The following is a 23,839-nucleotide window of genomic DNA, read 5'->3' on the forward strand; positions in this document are numbered from 1 at the left end:
AAACAAGATGGCAAATACAGATACAAAAGAGTTTAAATCTGGCTTTGTGACCCTGATCGGGCGTCCGAATGTCGGCAAATCCACGCTGATGAACCACCTGATCGGACAGAAGATCGCGATCACATCTGAGAAGCCGCAGACGACCCGGAACCGTATCCAGACGGTATACACAGACGAGCGCGGACAGATCATTTTTCTGGACACACCGGGTATCCACAAGGCGAAAAACAAGCTGGGCGAGTACATGGTCAATGTCGCAGAGAATACGTTAAAAGAGGTTGACGTGATTCTCTGGCTGGTAGAGCCGACCACCTTCATCGGGGCAGGCGAGCGTCACATTGCAGAGCAGCTTTCGAAGATCAAGACGCCGGTCATTCTGGTTATTAATAAAATTGATACGGTCAAATCGAAGGAAGAGATTCTGACCTTTATCGCGGCATATAAGGATATTTTGAATTTTGCGGAGATTATCCCGGTTTCGGCTCTCAAAGAGATGAATATCGAGGATGTCAAGAGCAGTATTTTTAAATATCTCCCGGCAGGTCCGCAGTTTTACGATGAGGATACCGTCACCGACCAGCCGATGCGCCAGATCGCAGCGGAGCTGATCCGCGAGAAAGCGCTTCGGATGCTGGACGACGAGATCCCGCACGGCATTGCAGTTGTCATCGACCAGATGAAAGAGCGCCCAAACGGCATCATCGACGTGGATGCAACGATCGTGTGCGAGCGCGATTCCCACAAGGGCATCATCATCGGAAAAGGCGGATCGATGTTAAAACGTATCGGAACCGCTGCCCGGATGGAAATTGAAAATCTGATGGACACGAAGGTCAACCTGAAACTCTGGGTTAAAGTGCGCCGGGAGTGGAGAGACAGCGATATGTATATGAAGAATTACGGATATAACCCGAAAGAAATTTAAGTGAGGGAAGGAAGGGCTGCATGCGAGATTTGATACAGACAACCGGAATGGTGCTTTATGCAGCCCCGGTCGGTGAATTTGATAAACGTCTGATTCTCCTGACGGGAGACCGCGGAAAAATCACGGCATTTGCCCGCGGGGCGAAGCGCACTGGAAGTTTGCTGCGTGCGGCAAGCCGGCCTTTCGCATTTGGAACCTTCACACTTTCTGAGACGCGGGATGCCTACAATCTCTATGGCGCGGAGATCGAAAACTATTTCGAAGGACTTGAACAGGACGTTGAGTGCGCCTGCTACGCCTCCTATTTTGCTGAATTCGCCGAATACTTCGGAAGAGAAGGTCTGGAGGCAAGAGAAATGCTGCGATTACTCTACCAGTCCTTCCGCGCCCTCCTAAAACCCGCACTCCCCAACAAACTTGTACAGCGCATCTTCGAATTAAAAATCATGGTCATCAACGGCGAATACACCGAAGATCCACCCCTGCGCGCCGGAGACTCCGCACGCTACGCCTGGCAGTACGTCATCTACGCGCCGATCGAGAAGTTATATACATTTCTTCTGAAAGAAGATGCATTTGCACAATTTGCGGCGAATGTGGAGCGGAATAAGAGGGCGTATGTAGATAAAAGTTTTCACTCATTGGAGATATTGCAGACGATTACATAACATACAACTATCCAGGGAGGAACCATTTATATGCCAGAACCCAAATTCCATCAGAAAATCGCCTGGTTCAATTTCATCTGCTGCCTCATGGTCATCTGGACGCATTCCGGCAACGCGGATCTGTTTTTCCCGGAACTGGGGCAGGACGCACCGTGGTGGCATTTCCAGTACCCGGTCATGCAGGAAATTTTGCGGGTGGACATCCCATGCTTTATCATGCTGTCTGCCTACCTGTTCTACCGGAACTTCACGATGAAGCGGCTGGGAGAAAAATTAAATAAACGTCTGCATTCGCTTCTGGTTCCGTACCTGCTCTGGAATACCATCTACTACGTGGCGTATGTGGCGGCGAGCCGGATTCCGGGACTGCAGACGATCGCCAACCGGACGGATCTGGTGATCACGACGTCCGGGGCATGGCAGGCGATCACCAAGTATACCTTCAATCCGGTGTTCTGGTTCATGTATCAGATCATTCTGCTGGTGCTGCTGGCACCGGTGCTGTATCTGTTTCTGAAAAATATCTGGACCGGCGCGGCATTTCTGCTGGCGCTGCTTGTGGCACTTTTCAAGGGGGTGGCGCTGCCGGAGCTGAATCTGGACGCCCTGATTTATTATTCCTTTGCCGCCTATGCAGCGTTGCACGGGAGAAAATGGGCGGAGGCGGTATGGTCGTGGAAGCGGGCGGCACTGGGGGTGTGCCTGCTGGCAGTGGGAATTGTGCTCAGCAGGAGCTATTATACCCACTATTTTGTGCCGGGAATCGTTCTCTACCAGCTTCTGGCAGTCATCGGTATCTGGATGATGGTAAACGAGCGCTGGTTGGGAGAAGTCAGACCGTTTATGACCTGCACCTTTTTTATCTATGCGACGCACTTTGTGGTGGTCCGTTTCCTCAATAAGGCGGCGGCGCTGCTATTTCCGGGCAGCCAGCTGGTTTCGATGTTTATGTATGTGTGTATGCCGCTGCTTGCAGTGACACTCTGTTATCAGGCGGCGCGCGTGTTGCGGAGGTACCGTCCGGATATCTGGAAGACCCTGAATGGGGGACGCTGACAAAAAGCAGGATTTACGGTTGAAAGGCAGGTATCTCTGGAAACGGAAGTGCGAGTATGCGTTTTTTCAGGTCCAAGTCTTGAAAATACATAGAAAAGCAGGTATACTATAAAAACTTGGTTGTAGGAGCATTTTTGCGCTTGGGAGGAAGAGCAATGAAAAAAAGAGGATTTCTTCTGGCAGCGTGTACCGTGGGTGTGATGCTGTCCGGCTGTGGCTCACGGGAAACCGCCTTTTCCCCTTCGGAGAGCTGCGTATATGTGGCAAAAGACGGAGCGCTGTCGAGTGCTCTGGTGGAGCAGACCGGCGGTATTTCGGTCGATGAGAATGAATTAAAGCAGTATTTAGAGACGGCAGTGATTCATTTTAATGAAGAAAAAGGCGCCGGGGCGCTGGCACAGAACCAGAAAAATGCCGAGAGACTGCCGGCAGCATTGAAAAGTGTGAAGGCGGGAAAAGACACGGTGACTGCGATCTTTGATTATGCTTCCTTTGAAGATCTGAAAGCATTCGGAGAGACGAATGACAACGAGGACACCAGCAACTCCCTGACGGCGCTGGAGGCAAAGCCGCTTTCGGAGGCGATTGCCGATGGATGGTTTTCCGAGGGTGAGCTGGTAAAGGCAGATGGAAGCGAAGCCGGAACGGATACGGTTCAGAATGAAAAAAGCGGCATGGCAGTCCGGAGCGAGGGCGGTGCGACGCTGATGGTCGGCGGAAAAGTGCTTTACCGCAGTTCGAATACCGAGTTAAAAGACGATTCAACCGTCAGTCTGCCGGAAACAGGCACGGCTTATGTGATTTTTAAAAGATAAAAAACAGAATGATTGTTAAATTCGTCCATCTGCCAGATATTGAAAGAAAAGGCGGGGACGGGTACAATGATAAACGAATCAGGAGGACAAGACAAATGGAAAAGACGATGGACAAAATCGTGGCGCTCGCAAAATCAAGAGGATTTGTATATCCGGGTTCTGAGATTTACGGCGGCCTTGCCAATACATGGGACTACGGCAATCTGGGCGTAGAACTGAAAAACAATGTAAAACGTGCATGGTGGCAGAAATTTATTCAGGAAAGCCCGTACAACGTAGGTGTAGACTGTGCGATTCTCATGAACTCCCAGACATGGGTGGCATCCGGACATCTGGGCGGCTTCTCTGACCCGCTGATGGACTGCAAGAGCTGTAAAGAGCGTTTCCGTGCAGATAAGCTCATCGAGGACTATATGGCAGAGCACAACATCGAGATCGAGGGTTCTGTAGACGGCTGGTCCCAGGAGCAGATGAAACAGTACATTGATGACAATAACATCTGCTGTCCGAGCTGCGGCAAGCATGATTTCACCGACATTCGTCAGTTTAACCTGATGTTCAAGACTTTCCAGGGAGTTACCGAGGATGCAAAAAACACCGTATATCTGCGTCCGGAGACTGCACAGGGTATCTTTGTAAACTTCAAGAACGTACAGAGAACCTCCCGCAAGAAGATCCCGTTTGGTATCGGTCAGATCGGTAAATCGTTCCGTAACGAGATCACACCGGGTAACTTTACTTTCCGTACCAGAGAGTTCGAGCAGATGGAGCTGGAGTTCTTCTGTGAACCGGGAACCGACCTTGAGTGGTTTGCATACTGGAAACAGCACTGCATCGACTGGCTGCAGACACTTGGCATCAAGCCGGATGAGATGCGCGCGCGCGACCATTCTCCGGAAGAGCTGTGCTTCTACAGCAAGGCGACGACCGATCTGGAATTTCTGTTCCCGTTCGGATGGGGCGAGCTGTGGGGTATCGCAGACCGTACCGATTACGATCTGACCCAGCATCAGAACACCTCCGGTCAGGATATGACCTACTTTGACGATGAGAAGAAGGAGAAATACATCCCGTATGTGATTGAGCCGTCACTGGGTGCTGATCGTGTGACGCTGGCATTCCTGTGTGCAGCTTACGATGAGGAAGAGATCGGCGAGGGCGATGTGAGAACCGTTCTTCACTTCCATCCGGCGATTGCACCGGTTAAGATCGGTGTGCTTCCGCTGTCCAAGAAGCTTAACGAGGGAGCAGAGAAGATCTACGCAGAGCTTTCCAAGTACTACAACTGCGAGTTCGACGACAGAGGAAACATTGGTAAGCGTTACCGCCGTCAGGATGAGATCGGTACTCCGTTCTGCATCACTTACGATTTCGAGTCGGAGACCGACCAGGCTGTTACCGTCCGTGACCGTGATACCATGGAGCAGGTACGTGTGCCGATCGCAGAGTTAAAGAACTACTTTGAGGATAAGTTCCGTTTCTAATCTTTAAATAAACAAAAAAGCAGAAACCATATTCCAGAAAACAGGAGATGGTTTCTGCTTTTTGTGTTAGAGAGGGCTTGTGACATTTTTGGCATTTTGCAAAGAACGAAATTTATTTTGGGGAAGATTAGGCACTGTTCTGGATAGTCATCTCATTTAATATTCGCGAAAATTACAAAAAAATATATATTGATCGAAAAAAAGTTGGAAAGAATTCAAAAAAACTCTTTACTAGACCGCAGTTTATGTTATAATATTCACGATGGCTTTTATCTTTCACATAAATACAAATATGTGAATGTAAAACATAAACGAGTATAGGAGGAAAATACTTATGGCAAAATGGGTTTATATGTTTAGCGAGGGCGACATGACCATGCGTAACCTGCTGGGAGGAAAGGGAGCGAACCTGGCGGAGATGACAAGCATCGGTCTGCCGGTTCCACAGGGATTTACAATCACAACTGAGGCTTGTACCCAGTATTACGAAGATGGTCGCAAGATTAACGACGAGATCATGGCACAGACCATGGAAGGCGTTAAGAAGATGGAAGAGCTCAATGGAAAGAAATTTGGCGATCTGAAGAACCCACTGTTAGTATCGGTTCGTTCCGGTGCGAGAGCATCCATGCCAGGTATGATGGATACCATCTTAAACCTTGGTTTAAATGACGAGGTAGTTGCAGCGATGATCGCAGGCAACCCGGACCCGAAATTTGAGCGATTTGTATATGACTCCTACAGACGTTTCATCCAGATGTTCTCGGATGTCGTTATGGAAGTTGGTAAGAAATACTTCGAGCAGCTCATCGACAAGATGAAAGAAGAAAAGGGTGTTCAGTACGATATCGAACTGACTGCTGCTGACTTAAAGACTCTGGCTGAGCAGTTCAAGGCTGAGTACAAAAAACAGTTAGGTGAGGACTTCCCGTCTGACCCGGTTGTTCAGTTAAAATTAGCAATCGAAGCTGTATTCCGTTCCTGGGACAACCCACGTGCGAACGTATACAGAAGAGATAATGATATTCCGTATTCCTGGGGTACTGCAGTAAACGTAATGCCGATGGTATTCGGTAACTTAAACGATGAGTCCGGTACAGGTGTTGCATTTACCCGTGACCCGGCAACCGGCGAGAAGAAGCTGATGGGCGAGTTCTTAAAGAACGCACAGGGCGAGGACGTAGTTGCTGGTGTTCGTACTCCGATGCCGATCGCTCAGATGGAGCAGGAGTTCCCGGAAGCATATGCAGATTTCATCAAGGTTTGCGATGTGCTTGAGAACCACTACCATGATATGCAGGATATGGAGTTTACTGTAGAGAACCGTAAACTTTATATGTTACAGTGCCGTAACGGTAAGAGAACTGCTCAGGCAGCTCTGCAGATCGCTTGCGACCTGGTAGATGAAGGCCATAAGACAGAGGAAGAAGCAGTCGCTATGATCGACCCGCGTAACCTCGATACACTGCTGCATCCGCAGTTTGACGCTGCTGCATTAAAGGCAGCTACTCCGCTTGGAAAAGGCTTAGGTGCTTCTCCGGGTGCTGCTTGCGGTAAAGTTGTATTCACTGCAGAGGATGCTGAGAAATGGGCTGAAAAGGGCGAGAAGGTTGTCTTAGTTCGTCTTGAGACCTCTCCGGAAGACATTACCGGTATGAAGGTTGCTCAGGGTATCTTAACCGTTCGTGGTGGTATGACCTCTCACGCAGCCGTAGTTGCCCGTGGTATGGGTACCTGCTGTGTATCCGGATGCGGCGACATCGCTATGGATGAAGAAAATAAGAAATTCACATTAGCTGGTAAAGAGTTCAATGAGGGAGACTTCATCTCCATTGATGGTACAACCGGTAATATTTACGAGGGCGAGATCAAGACCGTAGACGCTACCATCGCTGGTACATTCGGCCGCGTTATGGCATGGGCTGACAAGTTCAGAAGACTGAAAGTTCGTACCAACGCTGATACACCGGCAGATGCGAAGAAAGCTAGAGAGCTTGGCGCAGAAGGTATCGGTCTTTGCCGTACTGAGCATATGTTCTTCGAGGAAGACAGAATCGCTGCTTTCCGTGAGATGATCTGTGCTGACACCGTAGAAGAGAGAGAAGCAGCTCTGGATAAGATCCTTCCGTATCAGCAGGGCGACTTCGAAGGTCTGTTCGAGGCTCTGGAGGGCAACCCGGTTACGATCCGTTTCCTGGATCCGCCGCTGCATGAGTTTGTTCCGACTGAGGAAGATGACATCAAGAAACTGGCTGACGCTCAGGGCAAACCGGTTGAGACTATCAAGAACATCATTGCTTCCCTGCATGAGTTCAACCCGATGATGGGTCACCGTGGACTTCGTCTGGCAGTTACCTATCCGGAGATCGCAGTTATGCAGACCAAGGCTGTTATCCGTGCAGCTATCAACGTACAGAAAGCACACGCTGACTGGTCCGTAAAACCGGAGATCATGATTCCGCTCGCTTGCGATGCGAAAGAGTTAAAATATGTAAAAGATATCGTTGTGAAGACCGCTGACGAGGAGATCGCAGCAGCAGGCGTTGATCTGAAGTACGAAGTAGGTACCATGATCGAGATCCCGCGTGCAGCTCTGACCGCTGACGACATCGCAAAAGAGGCTGAATTCTTCTGCTTCGGTACAAACGACTTAACTCAGATGACCTACGGCTTCTCCCGTGATGATGCAGGCAAGTTCCTGAATGCTTACTATGATAAGAAGATCTTCGAGAGCGATCCATTTGCAAAACTGGATCAGACTGGCGTAGGTAAGCTCATGGAGATGGCGATCAAGTTAGGTAAAGCAGAGCGCCCGACCCTTCATGTAGGTATCTGCGGCGAGCACGGCGGCGACCCGTCTTCCGTAGAGTTCTGCCACAAGATTGGTCTTGACTATGTATCCTGCTCACCGTTCCGTGTGCCGATCGCTCGTCTGGCTGCTGCTCAGGCTGCAATCGCTGAGAAATAATTATTTAAAGGAAACCTTAAATAGAATAAATGGGTAGATAAGGACTCCCTTACGAAAGTAAGGGGGTCCTTTTGTATAAATAATCTGTGGCTGTTTATGAAAAAATGGAGTTACTGTTCACGCATGTGTGAACAGTAACAAAATGGATGATGGAAACTTTTTGTGGACATGGTATATTTTGAATGCTATAATAAAAAGTGTAAGAATATAAGGTAAGAGTTAAGTGGGTATTATGGATAAAGTTCCTGTAAATTTTTTACATGGAGCTTTTTTTGATCATATAGGAAATTAAGTCTTATATGCGGGGGCACCTAAGCGCGGACCACTGAATCGTAATAAATGGCCGGAAATCAGATGTGAAGAAATAGAAAAGAATAACAGGGATGGAATGAAAATGAAAGGAAAAAGAGTGATCGCAGGTATTCTGCTTGTTGGAATCTTAGCAGTTACCCTGGCAGGGTGCAAAAACACAGGTGAGAATAAAAAAGAAACGGAAAAACCCGTCATCACCCTGGGAAGCGACAGCTATCCACCATACACTTATCTGAATGAGGATGGTGTGCCGACAGGAATTGATGTAGAACTGGCTACAGAAGCGTTCAGAAGAATGGGCTATCAGGTGGAGCCTGTCCAGATCAACTGGGAGAAGAAAAAAGAACTGTTGGAGAGCGGGGAGATCGATTGCATCATGGGCTGTTTTTCCATGGAAGGGCGCCTTGACGAGTACCGCTGGGCCGGACCGTATATAGCAAGCCGTCAGGTGGTTGCTGTAAATGAGAGCAGTGATATCTATAAACTGAGTGACCTGGAGGGAAAGAATCTGGCTGTTCAGTCCACAACCAAACCGGAAGGTATTTTTCTGAACCGGACGGATGAGAGAATCCCAAAGCTGGGCAATCTGATCAGTTTGGGACACAGGGAGCTGATCTATACATTTCTGGGAAAAGGATACGTAGATGCAGTTGCCGCACATGAGGAATCGATTGTCCAGTATATGAAGGATTATGACACAAGCTTTCGTATTCTGGAAGAGCCGCTGATGATCACCGGTATAGGGGTTGCCTTTGCAAAAGAGGATGACCGGGGAATCTGTGAGCAGATGGATCAGACCCTGGAGGAAATGCGTCGGGATGGAACATCCCTGAAAATCATTGAAAAATATCTGGATGATCCGGGAAGGTATCTGGAGGTGGATGAACTTGGATATTAAGGGAAGGACAAAGAAAAAGCAGATAGAAATAGTTGGTATTTTGTTTGGAATCTGTGTGGCGGTAGTTTCCCTGACTTATTTCTTTCATGCGGAAAAAGCGGAAGCAGAAGAAAGAATGGTAGAGATTGTAAACTATGTGAAAGTGCAGTGTTCCACCTATACTCATTATAATGAATCTTCGGAATCCAAAAGCCTTCTCCGTGCCATTGAAAGTGCCAGACAGATGAGTACCAATATTAACATGGAAAGAGAAAACGGTGGTCAGTTAAGCCGGGAGTTTCTAAAAGATAATCTGCAGACTCTCTGGGTGGATGGCATCCTTGTACTGGATGCAGAGGGAAAGACGGTCTGTGAGTATAGCACAAAAGAGTCTCTGACGGATGAGATTACGGAGTATCTGCAAAAAGAAATTATCATGGATTTTACAGGATATGAAGAAAGAAGCTATTCGGAACGGCTTGCCAGGGAAGACGGGTCCCGGATCGACATTGCAGCCTGCGCCAGAAAAGACGCACCGGGTATTGTGGCAATTTACTATTACACATCTCCTGAATTTACCAGAAACTATACTTTGACGATACAAGGGCTTTTAAATGGATATAGTGTCCAGAAAGATGGAACAATTATTGTTGCAGACGATGGGCTCGTTGTTGCCAGTAACGATGAGAGCCTGTTGGGGCAGAATACGGCCGACAATGAGGTTATTCAGGCAATGAAAAAGCACACAGACAGCCAGCATATTTTTCATTTGAAGAATGAAGGAACCGGATGCTACGGAATCATGCTGAAGCAGCGGGATTATTATATTTATGCATATCTTCCGGATGAGGAAGTGTTTCATAACCTTCCATTAAGTGTGGCTGGTGTCATTTTTCTATATTCTTTGATAGTTGGTATATTTTGGTCCTGTATCTTCAGAACCAATCTGGAACATGAGAAACAAGAGCGGGAAAAGGATGAAAAATATAAATCAGAACTTCTGATAGCTGCCAAAAAGGCGGAAGCCGCCAATAGGGCGAAGACGGAATTTCTCCAAAGGATGAGCCATGATATCCGGACTCCGATTAATGGAATCTGCGGTTTACTCAATATGGCAGATCATTGTGCAGATGATATGGAGAAACAGACAGAATACAGAACAAAGGTGAAAGAGGCATCCAATCTGTTGCTGGAGCTGGTAAACGATGTCCTGGATATGAGTAAGCTGGAGGCGGGTGAAGTGATTCTGGAAGAAATTCCATTTGATCTAAGCCGTATTTCCCGGGAAGTACTTGTTGTGATCGAGCAGATGGCTGCAGACCAGAATATCCGGATTGTGTGGGAGAAGAAAGAAATCACACATCGAAAGCTTATTGGAAGTCCAGGACATGTGAAACGTGTGATGATGAATATTCTGTCGAATGCGGTGAAATATAACAGAAAAAACGGATATATCTATATTAGCTGCCGGGAGATTCCATCCGAACAGCCAGAGATGACGACGATAGAATTTGTCTGCCGGGATACCGGAATCGGAATGGCAGAAGAGTTTCAGAAACATATTTTTGAACCGTTTGTACAGGAACACGCAGGAAGCCGCACAAAATTTGCGGGAACGGGTCTGGGAATGTCGATTGCAAAGAAGCTGGTTGAGAAAATGGGTGGAACCATTACCTTTGAAAGTGAAGATGGTGTAGGGACTACCTTTGTGATCCAGGTTCCATTTAAAATAGATCTGAATTCGGATAAATGGGAAGAACAGAAAGATGTATCAGATGGAAAATCTATAAAGGGACTGCATATTCTTATGGCAGAAGATAATGAGCTGAACATAGAAATTGCTGAATTTATGCTTCAGAATGAAGGTGCTGTCGTGACCAAGGCATGGAATGGGCAGGAAGCTGTGGATCAATTCAAAAAAAGTGAGTTAGGTGAATTTGATGCGATCCTCATGGATATCATGATGCCGGTCATGAATGGTTATGAAGCAACGAAGAGGATCCGGTCTCTGGAGAGAGAGGATGCTAAGACGATACCGATCATTGCAATGACAGCAAATGCGTTCACGGAGGACAGAATAAGAGCAAAAGAAGCGGGAATGGATGAACATATTTCTAAGCCTGTTGATGCAAAATTACTGGTAAAGGTAATTTATGAACTAGCGGAACACAGTTTTAGGGGGATTCGTAATGAAAAAGGAAAAAAGAAATAAGTTACTTGCTGTATTCCTGGTGATGGTAATGGCCATATTACTTTTATCAGGCTGCGGCGGGAAAAGAGCGGAAAAAGAAGATGCAGAAACCATCACGGTGTATTTATGGAGCACAAACCTGTATGAAAAATATGCACCCTATATTCAGGAACAGCTTCCGGATATTAACATTGAATTTGTAGTAGGAAATAATGATCTGGATTTTTATAAGTTTCTTGATGAAAATGGAGGATTGCCGGATATTATAACCTGTTGTCGTTTTTCACTGCATGATGCAAGTTCGCTGAAAGACAGCCTGATGGATCTTTCCACAACCAATGCGGCAGGTGCTGTCTATGATACATATCTAAACAATTTTAGGAACGAGGATGGCAGCATAAACTGGCTTCCGGTGTGTGCGGATGCCCATGGCTTTGTAGTGAACAAAGATCTTTTTGAAAAATATGATATCCCGTTGCCAACAGACTATGAAAGCTTTGTCTCTGCCTGCGAGGCATTTGATAAGGTGGGAATCCGAGGGTTTACCGCAGACTATTATTATGACTATACCTGTATGGAGACACTGCAGGGCCTGTCGGCGTCAGAACTTTCTTCTGCCGACGGACGCAGATGGCGCACCACCTACAGTGACCCGGATCATACAGTGAAAGAAGGTCTGGACAATACCGTCTGGCCGGCGGCTTTTGAACGGATGGAGCGGTTTATCCGGGATACAGGATTGAACCGGGATGATTTGGATTTGAACTATGATAATGTGGTTGAGTTGTTCAAAAGTGGTAAGCTTGCCATGTACTTTGGAAGCTCTTCCGGTGTAAAAATGTTTCAGGATCAGGGCATTCACACAACATTTCTGCCATTCTTTCAAGAGAATGGAGAAAAATGGCTGATGACGACACCCTATTTTCAAGTGGCTTTAAACCGTGATCTGGCACAGGATGAAACACGACGGAAGAAAGCCATGAAGGTATTGGATACAATGCTTTCAGAGGATGCTCAGAACCAGATCCTTTATGATGGTCAGGATCTCTTAAGCTACAGCCAGGATGTGGATATCCATCTTACAGAATATCTGAAAGATGTGAAACCTGTGATCGAAGAAAATCACATGTATATCCGTATTGCGTCAAATGACTTCTTCTCTATTTCCAAGGATGTAGTATCTAAGATGATCGCAGGAGAATACGATGCAGGGCAGGCTTATCAGTCCTTTAACACCCAGCTTCTGAATCAGCAGACTATCTCCGAGGATATCCTGCTGGATTCACAGAAATTCTATTCCAATCGTTTCCATGCCAGTGGAGGTAATGCAGCCTATTCGGTTATGGCAAATACGCTGCGCGGTGTCTACGGGACGGATGTGCTGATCGCCACCGGAAACAGCTTTACCGGAAACGTGCTGAAAGCCGGGTATACGAAAAAAATGGCGGGCAGCATGATCATGCCAAATGGTCTTTTGGCTTACAGCAGTAAGATGAGTGGGGCAGAGCTGAAAGAGACTGTCAGAAATTTTGTGGAAGGCTATGAGGGAGGCTTTATTCCCTTTAACAGCGGTTCTCTACCTGTAGTCAGCGGTATTTCTGTGGAGATCAGGGAAACGGATGATGGTTATACATTGAGCAAAGTTATGAAGGATGGAAAGAAAGTTCAAGACAATGATATGTTCACGGTAACCTGCCTGACGATACCTAAACACATGGAGAATTATCCGGTAGAGGATAATATTGTGTTTGATAGGGGAGATACTTCTGTGAAGGATACCTGGATAGGATATATTTCAGATGGTGATGCCGTTCTTGCAGAGCCTGAAGACTATGTGGCTCTGAGGTGAGAAAAATGGATATTAAGAATCATAAGCAACGGTGTACAAGGGGTACAAACAAGATTAAAAAGAAAAGATAGATTTGAAAGTAAGTAGAGTGGGATAATCCAGAAGTTAGAGCTTAGATTTTCCACTCTACTTGAACGTGGTCGCTAGTTGCGCTGATTGAAATAATCAGGCCGTCAACGGCTTTCCTTTTGTCGTCAAATTCAATGCTGTCCCAATGGTCGAGGTAATAAGAGAGTTCCTGCTCCTTTTGGGGTGACATTGTTTCAATGGACATTTCCGCAATCTCCTTTGAAATGGTCTGGCGGCGAGTGTCCAGTTCTTCAATTTTTTTGTTAGCATAGGCAAGAAGTGTTGCGTTGGCTCCGGTTAGCGTATCAAGTAGTTTTTCAATCTCGGCTTCAACTTGCGCCAGTTCAATTTGATGGGCGGTCAGTTTGGGATTGACTTTTTCCTCCCGGCTATGGCGGACTTGAAAATTTTTAAATCTCGCCCGCATAGCACTGAAAATAAATTCCTCAAATTCAGATTTACGGATTTTACCACAGCCCGGGCAGCCTTTATTTTCAGTCCGTTTACTACAGCGAAAATAGCCTTCGCTGTTCGGAACGTGTGTTGCCTTTAAGGCATATCCGCAACACCCGCATTTAACTTTTCCGGCAAGCCATGTATTTTTCGGCTTACGTCCTTGTTGAAAACTCTTATTTGTCATTAGCTTCTTCCTGCATTTCAGCCATACATCAGACGGTATGAGCGCTTCATGTGGAGCGATTACAAGTATCTGGTCTTTCAGGCTCCTGTCTTTATCCTCCTTCACGTCCCGGCCCTGATAGAGATAACAGCCATTGGTTCCGGCAAAATCGGAAGCGTCATTGACAATAGCCGCCCCCTGGCTTTTAAAAAATTCGTAGAGTTCTAAATCTGCTTGTGCGTAAACAGGATTTCTTAAAAGCTGTGAAATAAAGGTACGGAATAGCGATTTACCGTAAACTTTGATGTTCTGTTCCTCAAAGTACCGTGTAATGTCACCAAAAGACGTTTCCGGCTCGGAATACATTTCAAACATGAGCTTTACATATTGGGAAGTTTCGGGGTCTGCCACCATCTTTTTTGTGCGGATACCTTCAACCACTGTCGGCTCCAACTGATAACCATAGGGGGCCTGTCCGCTCATGTGAAAACCTTTCAGGCACCGGGAGTAGTAAGCGTCCGTGACGCGTTTCTGGATTGTCTCACGTTCAAGCTGTGCGAATACGATACAAATATTCAGCATGGCCCGCCCCATTGGGGTTGAGGTGTCGAACTTTTCTGTGGACGAAACAAACTCCACGTCATATTCCTGGAACAGCTCCATCATGTTTGCAAAGTCCAGAATGGAACGGCTGATTCTGTCCAGCTTATAAACGATTACCCGCCGCACCCGGCCCTTTCGGATTTCTCCTAACAGCTTTTGAAACTCCGGCCTGTCCGTATTCTTCCCGGAATAGCCTTTATCCTTGAATACTTTACAGCTTCCGCCTTTCAGCTCATACTTACAAAAATCAATCTGGCTTTCAATGCTGATACTGTCCTTACGGTCTACCGACTGTCTCGCGTATATACAATCTTCTCTGATAATGTCCATATTGGGCTCCTTCCGTATGGAATGGAGCTACCAACCTTACAATTATATTATACCATAGGCAGCCCCGGACAACAATGTTGCGGTTGATTAGTAAAATCTGTCCGTGTATTTACTGAACACATCATATAAGTGATTTTCGATTTCTCTTTTTCGCTTGTTCTTTTCATCCGGGGATAGTACCGGAATTAGATTTTCCAATACGATAAGTTTCCCTTGAAAATATACGGATTGTTTTTCGCTTTGGTATGTAACAGATTGAACCATCGAAAACCTCCACTTTTCAGTACGGATGAACAGCGGCCAGCTTCCCTCTTGTCTGCTGGGGAAACCTAAAAAAGCGGCTCCCTGGAAGGAACTGCCCTTTGAGCTTTCCCCAGCCTCGGGCCACGTTGGCCCGAAGCTAATAATCGCCGTTATAATATTTCTGTTCAGCCTCGTTGAGTGTGTATAAGTCAAACACTCCATAAAGCTGATTTACTACACGGCTAATATCTTTATGGGTGAATCCACAGTCCTGCATGGCCATAATCACATAGCCCCGGCAGGCGTCATTACTCCATATATTCAGCGTTAATTCTGGACTAGATATATTTTCCTTCATAAAATTCTCCTGTTCATAGAAAAATATGGGGCCCAGCCAGAACGGTTGCCCTATCATCAGACAGTAATAGAGGAAGGGCCCCACAGGTTAGAAAGTTTTTTCAGATAGACCGGACGGACAGTTGGCTTTTTGTCCCATAGCATTTCAGCTCTCCCCATTCTGATGGCAAGGCGATCTCATTACCTGCGACGGCTCACGGTTCGCAACACCGCTGCACGCTCGGATTGTGACTAATCGCAAGTATCCGGGTTTTGTGTTTTGTCCGGCAGACCTGCCACAGTCTGCCTACGGCATGGGCCTGGTCGCTCTCTCTAGTGTAAAAATAGAGGTCATGGCGGGCCTGTCACTGGACACAAGCACCCTTCGTATCCGTCTATCTTTTATTCAGTTTTCAATCTGCGTGAGGCGTGTCCCGCTTCGGGCCAATGTGGCCCGAGGCTTTGACTGCCTCTCATAAGCCATTTCATTTTTGAGGCGAAATCGGTACACCTTATAAAAATTTTTTTAAAATTTTTTCCAAGTTCCGAAGGCCGCGCTCAATGGCGAGCCGCACGACCTTTTCATCCACACCCTCGGCCCGGGCAATGTCTTGTTTCGTCAAGCCGAGAATGAAATGAGCGTAAATGCGCTTTGCCTGTTTGTCGGGCAGTCGTGAGATGGCGGTATAGAGTTCTTGTATCGTCACTTTACGCTCATACAGTTCATAGGGAGAGAACGCAACGAAAAGCGCCTCATGCTCAATTCCATCATTCCGATCCAGGGAGTAATAGGCTTTGTGCCGGTATGTACGCAGACGGTAAGCGGCTTCCTTCCGGTCAAACTCCTTGAACATTTCAACAACATCTTCTGGTACTTCCATAAAGTAGTCTGACGTATAAAAAGGGTAATAGTCCCGTAAATTTATAATAGCCATATTGAACCTCCGCTTTGTTTTGTGATGGATGGACAACAAAACAGAAGCGGCGGGGAGCGTATATGTAGGCTGAAATTTCTGAAATTTTCAAAAAATAACAGTGAAAAATCTATAAAATAGTAAAGATGGCTACTCGTTCTAAAAAAGCCTCGACAGCTTATCTCAAGACTGGCTCTGTTTCGATAGCAAATCCTGAAATAAGGTGTCGAACATAAAAAAAGCTCAAACAAATAACAGCTTGTTTGAGCCTTAAAAAAGTTTAAATTGGAATAAAACTCCTCCCATCTAGGAGGAGGTAAAGCAAAAGGGGCGTTGCTTCATCTATTTTTTCTCAATAATCTAACTCATGTTATTAGCAACCTCCGCGTAAAAATCTCGTAGTTCTTTTATTATCATATAATGTATTTTTTGCAAAATTTGTCGTAGATAGGAGGCAAAAATAAAAAAATAGAGTAGAGGATATGTTAATGGTTAACGTACCTCTACTCTATCTAATTGTTACTAAAAATTTTCTTTTAAAAAGGTTGTTACAAAACAGACTCAATTTACTATATATAGTATATGTCAATTATTAAATCTACCATATACAGAACATTACTTTTCTCTTTGCAACAACCCTTTTAAATTGTATAATTGCTTTCACTTAATCAGCATTATTTTTTATCTGATTGAATAGCCATCCTATAATTCGAGCTATACAGTATAAAACACCAAGTCCAAGGACGGAGCATACAACTAGAAAAAATATAGACATTGCCGACATATTTACATCAACACCTTTTTGAATAGGACTCTACTTATATTATTCTTAATTTAATACGGTAGAAACTTCTCCATTAAAAACTTCCGTTCTTAAAGCGAAAGAAAGTGTTCCTACTCCGCCGACTACATTTGCTCTCATAGAGCCAGTCACTTCGGCCGCTTTGCTTGAGGTAGATGTTGCACGGCCAATGGCTAAACTTTCATCTTCAACCGTTCCGCCAACACAGTAGGTATTTAAATCACGTGCATTAGAAATTTTCCACTGGCTACCACTCTTTGATAAGTCAAATCTGTAATCCATACCTGCGACACCCCAAAATGCATCCGATTTCCACGTTCCTTCAGTAGCAGGATCACGAGTTAAAGGAGGCGTATAGCTAAGTGTCACTGTTACCGGCTGACCGTCCTTCTCGAAATGTAATGTTTCCGAATAGGGCTGGCTTTCGTCAAAATTATTCAGATCGACACTGAATGTTTGTCTCTGTTCTGGAGAATCAGCAGCAAGAGCACTAAATGCGCTACCAACTACCATGAGACTCAGCGCTACCAACAGACCCAATGCCTTTTTCAAACCTTTCTTCATAAATGACCTCCTTGAGACTTTACCATAGTAACAAACTCAGATTTTTTAGCGCCCACCATTATGTAAGGCACTATTCTCTCAAATTCTCCTCCTCTATAGCCCCAATGGTATCCCTCCCTTTACTAATCGGTTATGAGCTTTTTATAACTAACTGTAGTATACCACAGAATCCCTATATATGCAATATAATCTAAAAATGGTAAATAAAACTTAATAAATTGTTAATTATCAACATATATCGTATATTTTTCTGATATAAAAACCGGGTATTCAAGTTTTGTGTTTTGATGTTTGAGTTAAAACGATAAAAAGAAAGAGAACTTGTTGATATAAAAAAAATATCATTCTTTTTGCATAAACATATAAAAACTCGAAAAGCGATTGATAAATCACCGAAAATTTGTGGCGAATTTTCTTAATATAGATATTTTAAGGAGGTATTGCGTAAAACAATAGATGTTGTATAAACTCAATAATCTTTTTTGCAGTATATTGCTAAATAGCTAAATGGCAAGCAATGCCTCTGTGGCCACAAGTGGCACAAAGGCTGCTTGTTGGGGCTCGCCCCAAACCCATATCTTCGGGCCAACATGGCCCGAAGTGTCAGCGTCGCTTTGCTCCTTATTTTCATAACCTTAACGCTCCTTTTCCTGCTTTCTTCCCGGCTCGGTGTAGCCCATCAGAGTGTCAATGTTCGCCTTGATTGTGACGATCTCCTGCATATCCCGTCGTGCCTTCTGGTATTCTCCATAGAGCTGTTTTTTCTTTGCTGTGAGCTTACGGCCTTCTTCCTTCAGCACATCCATTTTGGGGAGCTTTGCCCCGCCCAGCAGAGAGCGCATTTCCGCTTGTGCAACCCGGTACAGTTCAAGGTCGGCCTCATGCTCCGCAAGGAATTTCCTGCTGTACTTCGTCGCCTTATACTGCTCAAAGACTGGGCGGGTTTTGGCATACTGAACCGTTGCAGCCTTTAGCCCGGCATTGGTTTTCATAGCCTGTTCCGTCTGCTTGACCTGCTCGGAAATAGCATGGAAACGGTCTGCCGCCTCGGTGGCTTTCTGCGCCAACTGCTCATAATCGGTCAGGTTATTGTCCTGTATATAGGCAAGAGCGGCGGCCATCTGCTTAATGTTAAATACCTTCGCCCAGCGTTCATATCCAGGCCCCTTACCGGCAGCCAGCTTTGCTTGAATATCCACCGCCAGACTGATTTTCCGTTCCGAGCGCCCGGGGCGTTTTTCTTTGCCCTCAATGGCAGACAGAACATCTTGCAAGTCGTAGCCGTCTCCCAGCGTGGAAGCCCGCAGACGGGTAAAGCGTTCCTGTCCCTGCCCGGTCAGCCGGAAACTGATACCGCCGCCCCGAACCGTCTTGACCTCATATCCGGCCCGCTTCATCAGATTGAGAAATTCGTCCAGATCAGCGGGGCGTTCCGCCAGCGCAGTATCAATGGCAAGGCGCAGTCTGTCCTGATAGGAAAGCGGCCCTTTTCGTTCTTTCTGCCATTCTCCATAATTCCGATACTTGCCCTTGCTCCGGGGCTTCGGGTTCTCTACAATGGACAGCCCGTTTTCAAGGCACAGCCTGTCAGAGAGCCGCCGGAGGGCGAAGCTGGAGCCCCAAAAGTTTCGGAATTTCCGGGTGCAGTCAAGGGTGGTGGAGTTGTAATAAATGTGACAATGGATGTGCTGCTTATCGGTGTGCGTGGTAACGATAAAAGCGTGCCGCCCCTTTGTCCAGCGCATAGCCAGCTCATAGCCGATACGGTTCGCCTCCTTCGGGGTGATCTCGCCCGGATAGAAGGATTGTCGTATCTGATAGCACAGCACATCATTTTCTTTTTTCTGTTCCCGGCCCGTCATAGCGGCATAGCTGGCTTTTGCCAAAAGGAACTCGTCCGCCACGGTGGCCGGATCACATTCATAAGCGGAGATATACTTTCCTCTTTCTGTTTTCTCCGGGTCCTTGCCATAGTCCAGACAATCCCGGATTGCCTCGGCAATCGTTTCGCCTTCGCCCGCATGGCGCTGCAACAAAGTTGTGGTAGCCAGAAATCATCCCTCCTTTCCATGAGAAAAGGGCGGCCCATCCAGACCGCCCCGACTTCGGGCCAACATGGCCCGAGGCTGTTTAACTTGCCAGAAACCGGTACAGAGCGGATTTGCCTCCGTCCAGCGCCCAAAGAAGGGAGCCCGCCGCCGCTTGCAGTCCATACGGCGAAAGAAGGAAAGCGAGAAACAGAAATACAATCCCGCCTATGGGCGTCGGCGTGAAAAAGAGAGCGACACCCAGCACCACCAGAATCACAGAGGCAATCGTCAGCAGGACGGCACAAATATCAAACAGGAATACCAGCAGAGCCGCCAGAAGGGACAACGCTAAAGCAAAGGGAGCAACCAATATTTTCAGCAGTATCTTCATCTCCAAAACCTCCTTTATCTATCCTTCCTACCTCTATTTTATCATGCCTGCCCGGGGACATAAATGTTGCGAAAGATTAGTGAATCCTGTCCCAAACCTTCGGGCCATGATGGCCCGAAAACAGAAAAAGCAGGACACATTCATGTCCTGCCAAATTTCTGCTATTCTGTTTCCTGCTGCGGGCAATCGGGAACTGTCAGCAGCGAAGTGTCGATAACAATATCCTCTGCTGGTTTCAAGAGCTCTGTCAAATCGTGCTGCCGTCCCACGTTGGTCACATCAATTTTATTCACGCATATTCCAATCCACGGAAACTGTCTGCTTAATTCATCCATCAAGTCGTATATATCAGCAGTTGCCAGCTTATCATCCGATATGTAGCCGGAGCCTTGACGGTGAGAAAAACGATGCCGTTTGAAGAACCGGCGCAAGTCGTCATACGCCTGCCGGTAATTGGCTCCGGGGTAATGCTCTTTTAATTGATGGGTGTCCAGATCAAAATTTAAGGCTTTGAAATATTTTCTCTCCAAAACTCAAGCCCTCATTGCTGTTTTTTCCTGATAGTGGGTCAACAGATCTTCTTCATTGAAATCATCTGGACTGTCAGAATCGTCACTGTCACAAAGACGCCACACAGAAACATTATCCATGAACCATGTCTGCCGCTTCAAGGTATTGACGATCCGGCCGAACAGACTAAAATCCCTCGCTCTGCCGCAGTCACGGAATACCAAAGCGCCGGAACCATCCTCCATACGGGGAAGGCCCACGGTTTGGAATGTATGATTGATTGTGTTGTAAATGCCATCCAGCCGGTACTTATTTTCGGCTGTGATTTTATCATCATTCATGCGAATAACCATTTTCAGCATGGTATCAGCCTCCCTTCTTGAATTATTATATCATTATAGAGCTGGTTCTACAATCTTGAAAATCTGAATTTTTTATGACGGGCTTCGGGTCATGCTGGCCCGAAGTGGTAAAAAAAGAGCAGGGCGGCAAGCCCCACAACGGAAGCCTGCCGCCCTCGTCTTACTTTGCCACCAGCTCGGAAAGCTCCCGCAGCACTTTTGACACCTCGCCCCACAGCTTTTCATAGTCCCGCTTCAATCCGTCGATTTCCTCCGGGTACACGCCATAGGTGTGTGCGTGTACGGCGACCTGATTGAGATTGTTGGAACAGCGCCGTTGCAGAGAGATCAATTCTTTTACGGGCGCAAGGTCGATGTGCAGGATATACCCGTTCAGAGCCATTTTCCGTACATAGGCCCCGGCGTTGGAAATGCCCGCCTCGGCCATCCGTTCATGGATGGCTGCCAGCTCGTCCGGCGTTACCATGACGTGCAGATGGACATTCCGCTTGCGGTTCTCCATCATCGTTCCAGCTCCCGGCCTTTCCGGCGCTTTTTGGGTTCCTTTACCTTATCCAGCGGTTTTGCGTCCAGCTCCGGGGGCGTGGGTTGGATGGGCGTGTTGTTGGGTACGCCGTCAATCATGTTGCAGTTCTGCTCCGTGGAGAGCTCGGCGGTTTTCAGATAGTTGTCTTTTTCGTGCATGGCGATCCTCCTTTATCGTTCCTCATGGTTTTTATGGCTCCGCTTCTGGCCGGGCTCCTTCGGGGGTTCCTGCCCTCTGGTTCCTTCTTTGAGCCGGGCGGTAATGGATGAGCGCACCCGGTCAGGATTGCCCGGTGCTGGTTTCAGTTCATAATCCTCCATTTGCTTTTCGGTCAGCGGCTTTGTGTAGGTCAGTTCGCCCCATGCCATCAGCCTGCCGTCTGCCACAGGACGCCGCCTGTCATCGTCGTAGTTGACAATGGAAAGAGGCTGGTTATCCGGCGGCTTCGGGTAAGTTCCTATGTCCACGGGCCGCTGGGTGGAATAATAGCGGTAAACGCCTTCCGGTCCCAGCTCGGTATGCTTGACCGCCGCATGGTAAAGCTGCTGATAATCGTCCACCCGGCGGTCAAAATCCCGCTGCGCCCATGCCTGGCTGTTTCCATAGCGGCCCCAGTAGTAATCCCGATGGCCGTTTTCCCCCTCGGTAAACTGCCAGGTCACAAAGGGGCTCGGCGCTCCCGGATTATGCCCAAGCGCAAAGCCGTGTCCAGTTTCAAAGGTGGCAGCTTTCAAAATCACATATCCTTGTACTGTCTCCAAGAGATCCCTCCTTTCTGTGCCTCGGGCCAACATGACCCGAAGTGCTGGATGTTACGAAATAAGAGGGCAGACCGGGGAGGAATGTAATAAGATATTCCCACCCCGGAAACACCCTCAAAAAAGCCCGGAATGTCAAGCCTTTGGAGGCGGCAAATCGTAACAGCCGCCCGGCCTTTTCTCCCGCATTTTCCTCATGCGTTCCCGGCTTTTCCGGCGGTTCCCTTCGGCCTTGCAGGCGTCGGAACAGTAGGCTTGACGCCCCTCGGGCAAAAACGCCTTTCCGCAGACCGCACAGGCCCGCAGCTCCGGGGAGATGCCTTCCGTTGTCAGCGACGCTTGAAGCTCCGGGTTAAGAGGCAGGACAGCCTCACGGAAATAACGGCAGTACGCCCCTGTCCAGCACTTGTGCAGCATATAGCAGGCACAGTCAAGAGGAAGGCACAGGCCGCTTTCCCGGTCATAGTTGGCGCACATCCCCGTGACCAGAGTGCGGATTTTCTTCTTCTCGTCACGGGTCAGCTCCCGGGCGTCCATTTATGACTTCGGGCCACGATGGCCCGAAGGGCGGGGCTCCACGATCAGCGCCCGGAACTTCTTCCGGCACTGTTTTTTCTTTCCTTTGCACTCCTTGTAGTAACGGCATCCCTTACAAGGATCGTCATTGTCCCAGCCGGGGTGCGGTACTTCCTTCATCATTCGTTCAAAAGGGCTGCTTGTAAAATTCATTCTCATTCCTCCGTATCTTCCTCCCACGGCGGGGTATCTTCGTCCTCGGGTTCCTCTGCGATCTCCTCCAGCTCCCCGTCCTCATATTCGCAGTAATCATCCTCCAAATCCGGGGCCTCATGCTTCGGCTTGTAAATCTTGAAATAGTAACCAATCCCACCGCCGGCCAGCACCACCGCACCGATCAGGAGCAGAGAGAGAAGGGGGCTGTCCTTTTTCTCCGGCTCGGGTTCCGGTACTTCCTCCACAGGTTCGGTGGGCTTTGGCTCTGGCTCCGGGGTCACTTCTTGGGGCGGTTCCTTACCCTGTTCGGCAAGAGGCAGAAGGTCGTCTGTGGTAACGGTATTGAGGAAATAGACGTTCTCGCTGGTTTTCTGTTTGTCGATCACCAGATAAAACACGCTCTCGTCTGCGGTGGTGATGGTGTAGAACTCTTTACCGTCCTCGTCGGTGGCGTTGTCCACCACGGTTCCCGTCCCGTCCGGGGTAAAGGGGTTCTGGGTTTCCGGCTCCGCTTCGGTTTCCACCGGGGCGGGAGCTGTCTCCGGCTGCGGCTCGCTGCTCTGGGCGTAGGCCGGGACCGTAAAGATCAGGCAACACAAAAGGCTGGCAGCCATCGCCGCCAGCCTGCGGTATTTAGTTTTCTTCATGGGCTGTGTCCTCCTTTTCGGGTGCCTCCGGCTTCGGGTCAGTATGGCCCGAAGCGGTAAGGCTGTTTTTGGGGTCATTCAAAAAAGCCATAAGCTGGGCGGGGGTCAGTTTGAGCGAGCGCACCGCCTGCACGATCTGGCTGTTTTCTTCCTCCTGTTTCTGCTTTTCCAGCTCCCGGATTTTGGCCTGCCACTCGGCTGCCTTCTCCCGGGCTTTTTCCAGTTCCTTATCGAGCTTGTCGATCTTGTTCATGCAAG

Annotated in this window: 24 protein-coding genes; 9 read left to right on the plus strand and 15 right to left on the minus strand. The window is 47.6% G+C overall.

Annotation, left to right across the window (positions count from 1 at the left end; translation table 11 throughout):
• Nucleotides 1-7 precede the first annotated feature (7 nt).
• The 9 genes from era to DW739_RS00295 all read left to right on the plus strand — a co-directional run bounded on the left by era (nucleotide 8) and on the right by DW739_RS00295 (nucleotide 13,145).
• Nucleotides 8-925 carry a GTPase Era gene (era, locus tag DW739_RS00255; protein ID WP_022359739.1) on the plus strand — a complete coding sequence of 306 codons (918 nt, stop codon included), beginning with the start codon at nucleotides 8-10 and terminating at the stop codon, nucleotides 923-925.
• A gap of 20 nt (nucleotides 926-945) precedes the next feature.
• Nucleotides 946-1,593, plus strand: coding sequence for a DNA repair protein RecO (gene recO / locus DW739_RS00260; protein WP_022359740.1), 648 nt, complete (start codon nucleotides 946-948; stop codon nucleotides 1,591-1,593).
• Nucleotides 1,594-1,623: 30 nt separating this feature from the next.
• Nucleotides 1,624-2,649: an acyltransferase gene (locus DW739_RS00265; RefSeq protein WP_118742444.1), complete on the plus strand. Its 1,026-nt coding sequence runs from the start codon at nucleotides 1,624-1,626 to the stop codon at nucleotides 2,647-2,649.
• 155 nt (nucleotides 2,650-2,804) lie between these two features.
• Nucleotides 2,805-3,464: a hypothetical protein gene (locus DW739_RS00270; protein WP_107001586.1), complete on the plus strand. Its 660-nt coding sequence runs from the start codon at nucleotides 2,805-2,807 to the stop codon at nucleotides 3,462-3,464.
• Nucleotides 3,465-3,559: 95 nt separating this feature from the next.
• Nucleotides 3,560-4,948, plus strand: a complete 1,389-nt coding sequence (locus DW739_RS00275; protein ID WP_107001585.1) for a glycine--tRNA ligase — start codon at nucleotides 3,560-3,562, stop codon at nucleotides 4,946-4,948.
• Between the two features lie 334 nt (nucleotides 4,949-5,282).
• The gene (gene ppdK / locus DW739_RS00280; RefSeq protein ID WP_022359744.1) at nucleotides 5,283-7,916 is read left to right on the plus strand and encodes a pyruvate, phosphate dikinase; all 2,634 of its coding nucleotides are present in this window, start codon (nucleotides 5,283-5,285) and stop codon (nucleotides 7,914-7,916) included.
• Nucleotides 7,917-8,310: 394 nt separating this feature from the next.
• Entirely contained in the window at nucleotides 8,311-9,126 is an 816-nt protein-coding gene (locus DW739_RS00285) for an ABC transporter substrate-binding protein (protein WP_107001673.1), read from the plus strand.
• Nucleotides 9,110-11,317: an ATP-binding protein gene (locus DW739_RS00290; protein ID WP_118742445.1), complete on the plus strand. Its 2,208-nt coding sequence runs from the start codon at nucleotides 9,110-9,112 to the stop codon at nucleotides 11,315-11,317. The genes DW739_RS00285 and DW739_RS00290 overlap by 17 nt, the downstream gene beginning before the upstream one ends.
• Complete coding sequence (locus DW739_RS00295; protein WP_107001582.1) at nucleotides 11,295-13,145, plus strand: ABC transporter substrate-binding protein; 1,851 nt, start codon at nucleotides 11,295-11,297, stop codon at nucleotides 13,143-13,145. Before DW739_RS00290 ends, DW739_RS00295 begins: the two co-directional genes overlap by 23 nt.
• A 112-nt stretch (nucleotides 13,146-13,257) precedes the next feature.
• Here DW739_RS00295 and DW739_RS00300 read toward each other — a convergent pair whose 3' ends face one another.
• From DW739_RS00300 to DW739_RS00370, 15 genes are all read right to left on the minus strand, one after another.
• Nucleotides 13,258-14,766, minus strand: coding sequence for a recombinase family protein (locus DW739_RS00300; protein WP_107001168.1), 1,509 nt, complete (start codon nucleotides 14,764-14,766; stop codon nucleotides 13,258-13,260).
• 400 nt (nucleotides 14,767-15,166) lie between these two features.
• A complete protein-coding gene (locus DW739_RS00305; RefSeq protein WP_107001169.1) occupies nucleotides 15,167-15,367 on the minus strand; it encodes a hypothetical protein in 201 nt (66 codons plus the stop codon).
• A gap of 490 nt (nucleotides 15,368-15,857) precedes the next feature.
• The gene (locus DW739_RS00310) at nucleotides 15,858-16,280 is read right to left on the minus strand and encodes a sigma factor-like helix-turn-helix DNA-binding protein (RefSeq protein ID WP_107001170.1); all 423 of its coding nucleotides are present in this window, start codon (nucleotides 16,278-16,280) and stop codon (nucleotides 15,858-15,860) included.
• Nucleotides 16,281-17,088: 808 nt separating this feature from the next.
• Nucleotides 17,089-17,625 (minus strand): hypothetical protein, encoded by a 537-nt coding sequence (locus DW739_RS00315; protein ID WP_107001171.1) that lies wholly within the window; start codon nucleotides 17,623-17,625, stop codon nucleotides 17,089-17,091.
• 635 nt (nucleotides 17,626-18,260) lie between these two features.
• The gene (locus DW739_RS00320) at nucleotides 18,261-19,676 is read right to left on the minus strand and encodes a relaxase/mobilization nuclease domain-containing protein (RefSeq protein ID WP_107001172.1); all 1,416 of its coding nucleotides are present in this window, start codon (nucleotides 19,674-19,676) and stop codon (nucleotides 18,261-18,263) included.
• A gap of 79 nt (nucleotides 19,677-19,755) precedes the next feature.
• The gene (locus tag DW739_RS00325) at nucleotides 19,756-20,046 is read right to left on the minus strand and encodes a CD1845 family protein (protein WP_023042378.1); all 291 of its coding nucleotides are present in this window, start codon (nucleotides 20,044-20,046) and stop codon (nucleotides 19,756-19,758) included.
• Nucleotides 20,047-20,207: 161 nt separating this feature from the next.
• Nucleotides 20,208-20,576: a VapD family protein gene (gene vapD, locus DW739_RS00330; RefSeq protein ID WP_016306491.1), complete on the minus strand. Its 369-nt coding sequence runs from the start codon at nucleotides 20,574-20,576 to the stop codon at nucleotides 20,208-20,210.
• A gap of 3 nt (nucleotides 20,577-20,579) precedes the next feature.
• Nucleotides 20,580-20,918: a hypothetical protein gene (locus DW739_RS00335; protein ID WP_016306492.1), complete on the minus strand. Its 339-nt coding sequence runs from the start codon at nucleotides 20,916-20,918 to the stop codon at nucleotides 20,580-20,582.
• Nucleotides 20,919-21,078: 160 nt separating this feature from the next.
• A complete protein-coding gene (gene mobC, locus DW739_RS00340; protein ID WP_015553878.1) occupies nucleotides 21,079-21,420 on the minus strand; it encodes a plasmid mobilization relaxosome protein MobC in 342 nt (113 codons plus the stop codon).
• On the minus strand, nucleotides 21,420-21,602 hold the full coding sequence (locus DW739_RS00345) for a DUF4316 domain-containing protein (protein ID WP_107001173.1): 183 nt from the start codon (nucleotides 21,600-21,602) through the stop codon (nucleotides 21,420-21,422). The genes mobC and DW739_RS00345 overlap by 1 nt, the downstream gene beginning before the upstream one ends.
• A 12-nt stretch (nucleotides 21,603-21,614) precedes the next feature.
• Nucleotides 21,615-22,205, minus strand: coding sequence for a hypothetical protein (locus DW739_RS00350; protein ID WP_227589686.1), 591 nt, complete (start codon nucleotides 22,203-22,205; stop codon nucleotides 21,615-21,617).
• 132 nt (nucleotides 22,206-22,337) lie between these two features.
• Nucleotides 22,338-22,739 carry a cysteine-rich VLP protein gene (locus DW739_RS00355; protein ID WP_050005650.1) on the minus strand — a complete coding sequence of 134 codons (402 nt, stop codon included), beginning with the start codon at nucleotides 22,737-22,739 and terminating at the stop codon, nucleotides 22,338-22,340.
• Entirely contained in the window at nucleotides 22,740-22,937 is a 198-nt protein-coding gene (locus DW739_RS00360) for a hypothetical protein (RefSeq protein ID WP_005927616.1), read from the minus strand. It lies immediately after the preceding gene.
• Nucleotides 22,934-23,581, minus strand: a complete 648-nt coding sequence (locus DW739_RS00365; protein WP_107001175.1) for a DUF4366 domain-containing protein — start codon at nucleotides 23,579-23,581, stop codon at nucleotides 22,934-22,936. Before DW739_RS00365 ends, DW739_RS00360 begins: the two co-directional genes overlap by 4 nt.
• The gene (locus DW739_RS00370) at nucleotides 23,568-23,834 is read right to left on the minus strand and encodes a DUF4315 family protein (protein WP_005927622.1); all 267 of its coding nucleotides are present in this window, start codon (nucleotides 23,832-23,834) and stop codon (nucleotides 23,568-23,570) included. The genes DW739_RS00365 and DW739_RS00370 overlap by 14 nt, the downstream gene beginning before the upstream one ends.
• Between the last annotated feature and the right edge of the window lie 5 nt (nucleotides 23,835-23,839).

It is taken from the genome of Clostridium sp. AM28-20LB (assembly GCF_003480665.1).
In the GTDB taxonomy this organism is placed as follows: domain Bacteria; phylum Bacillota; class Clostridia; order Lachnospirales; family Lachnospiraceae; genus Otoolea; species Otoolea fessa.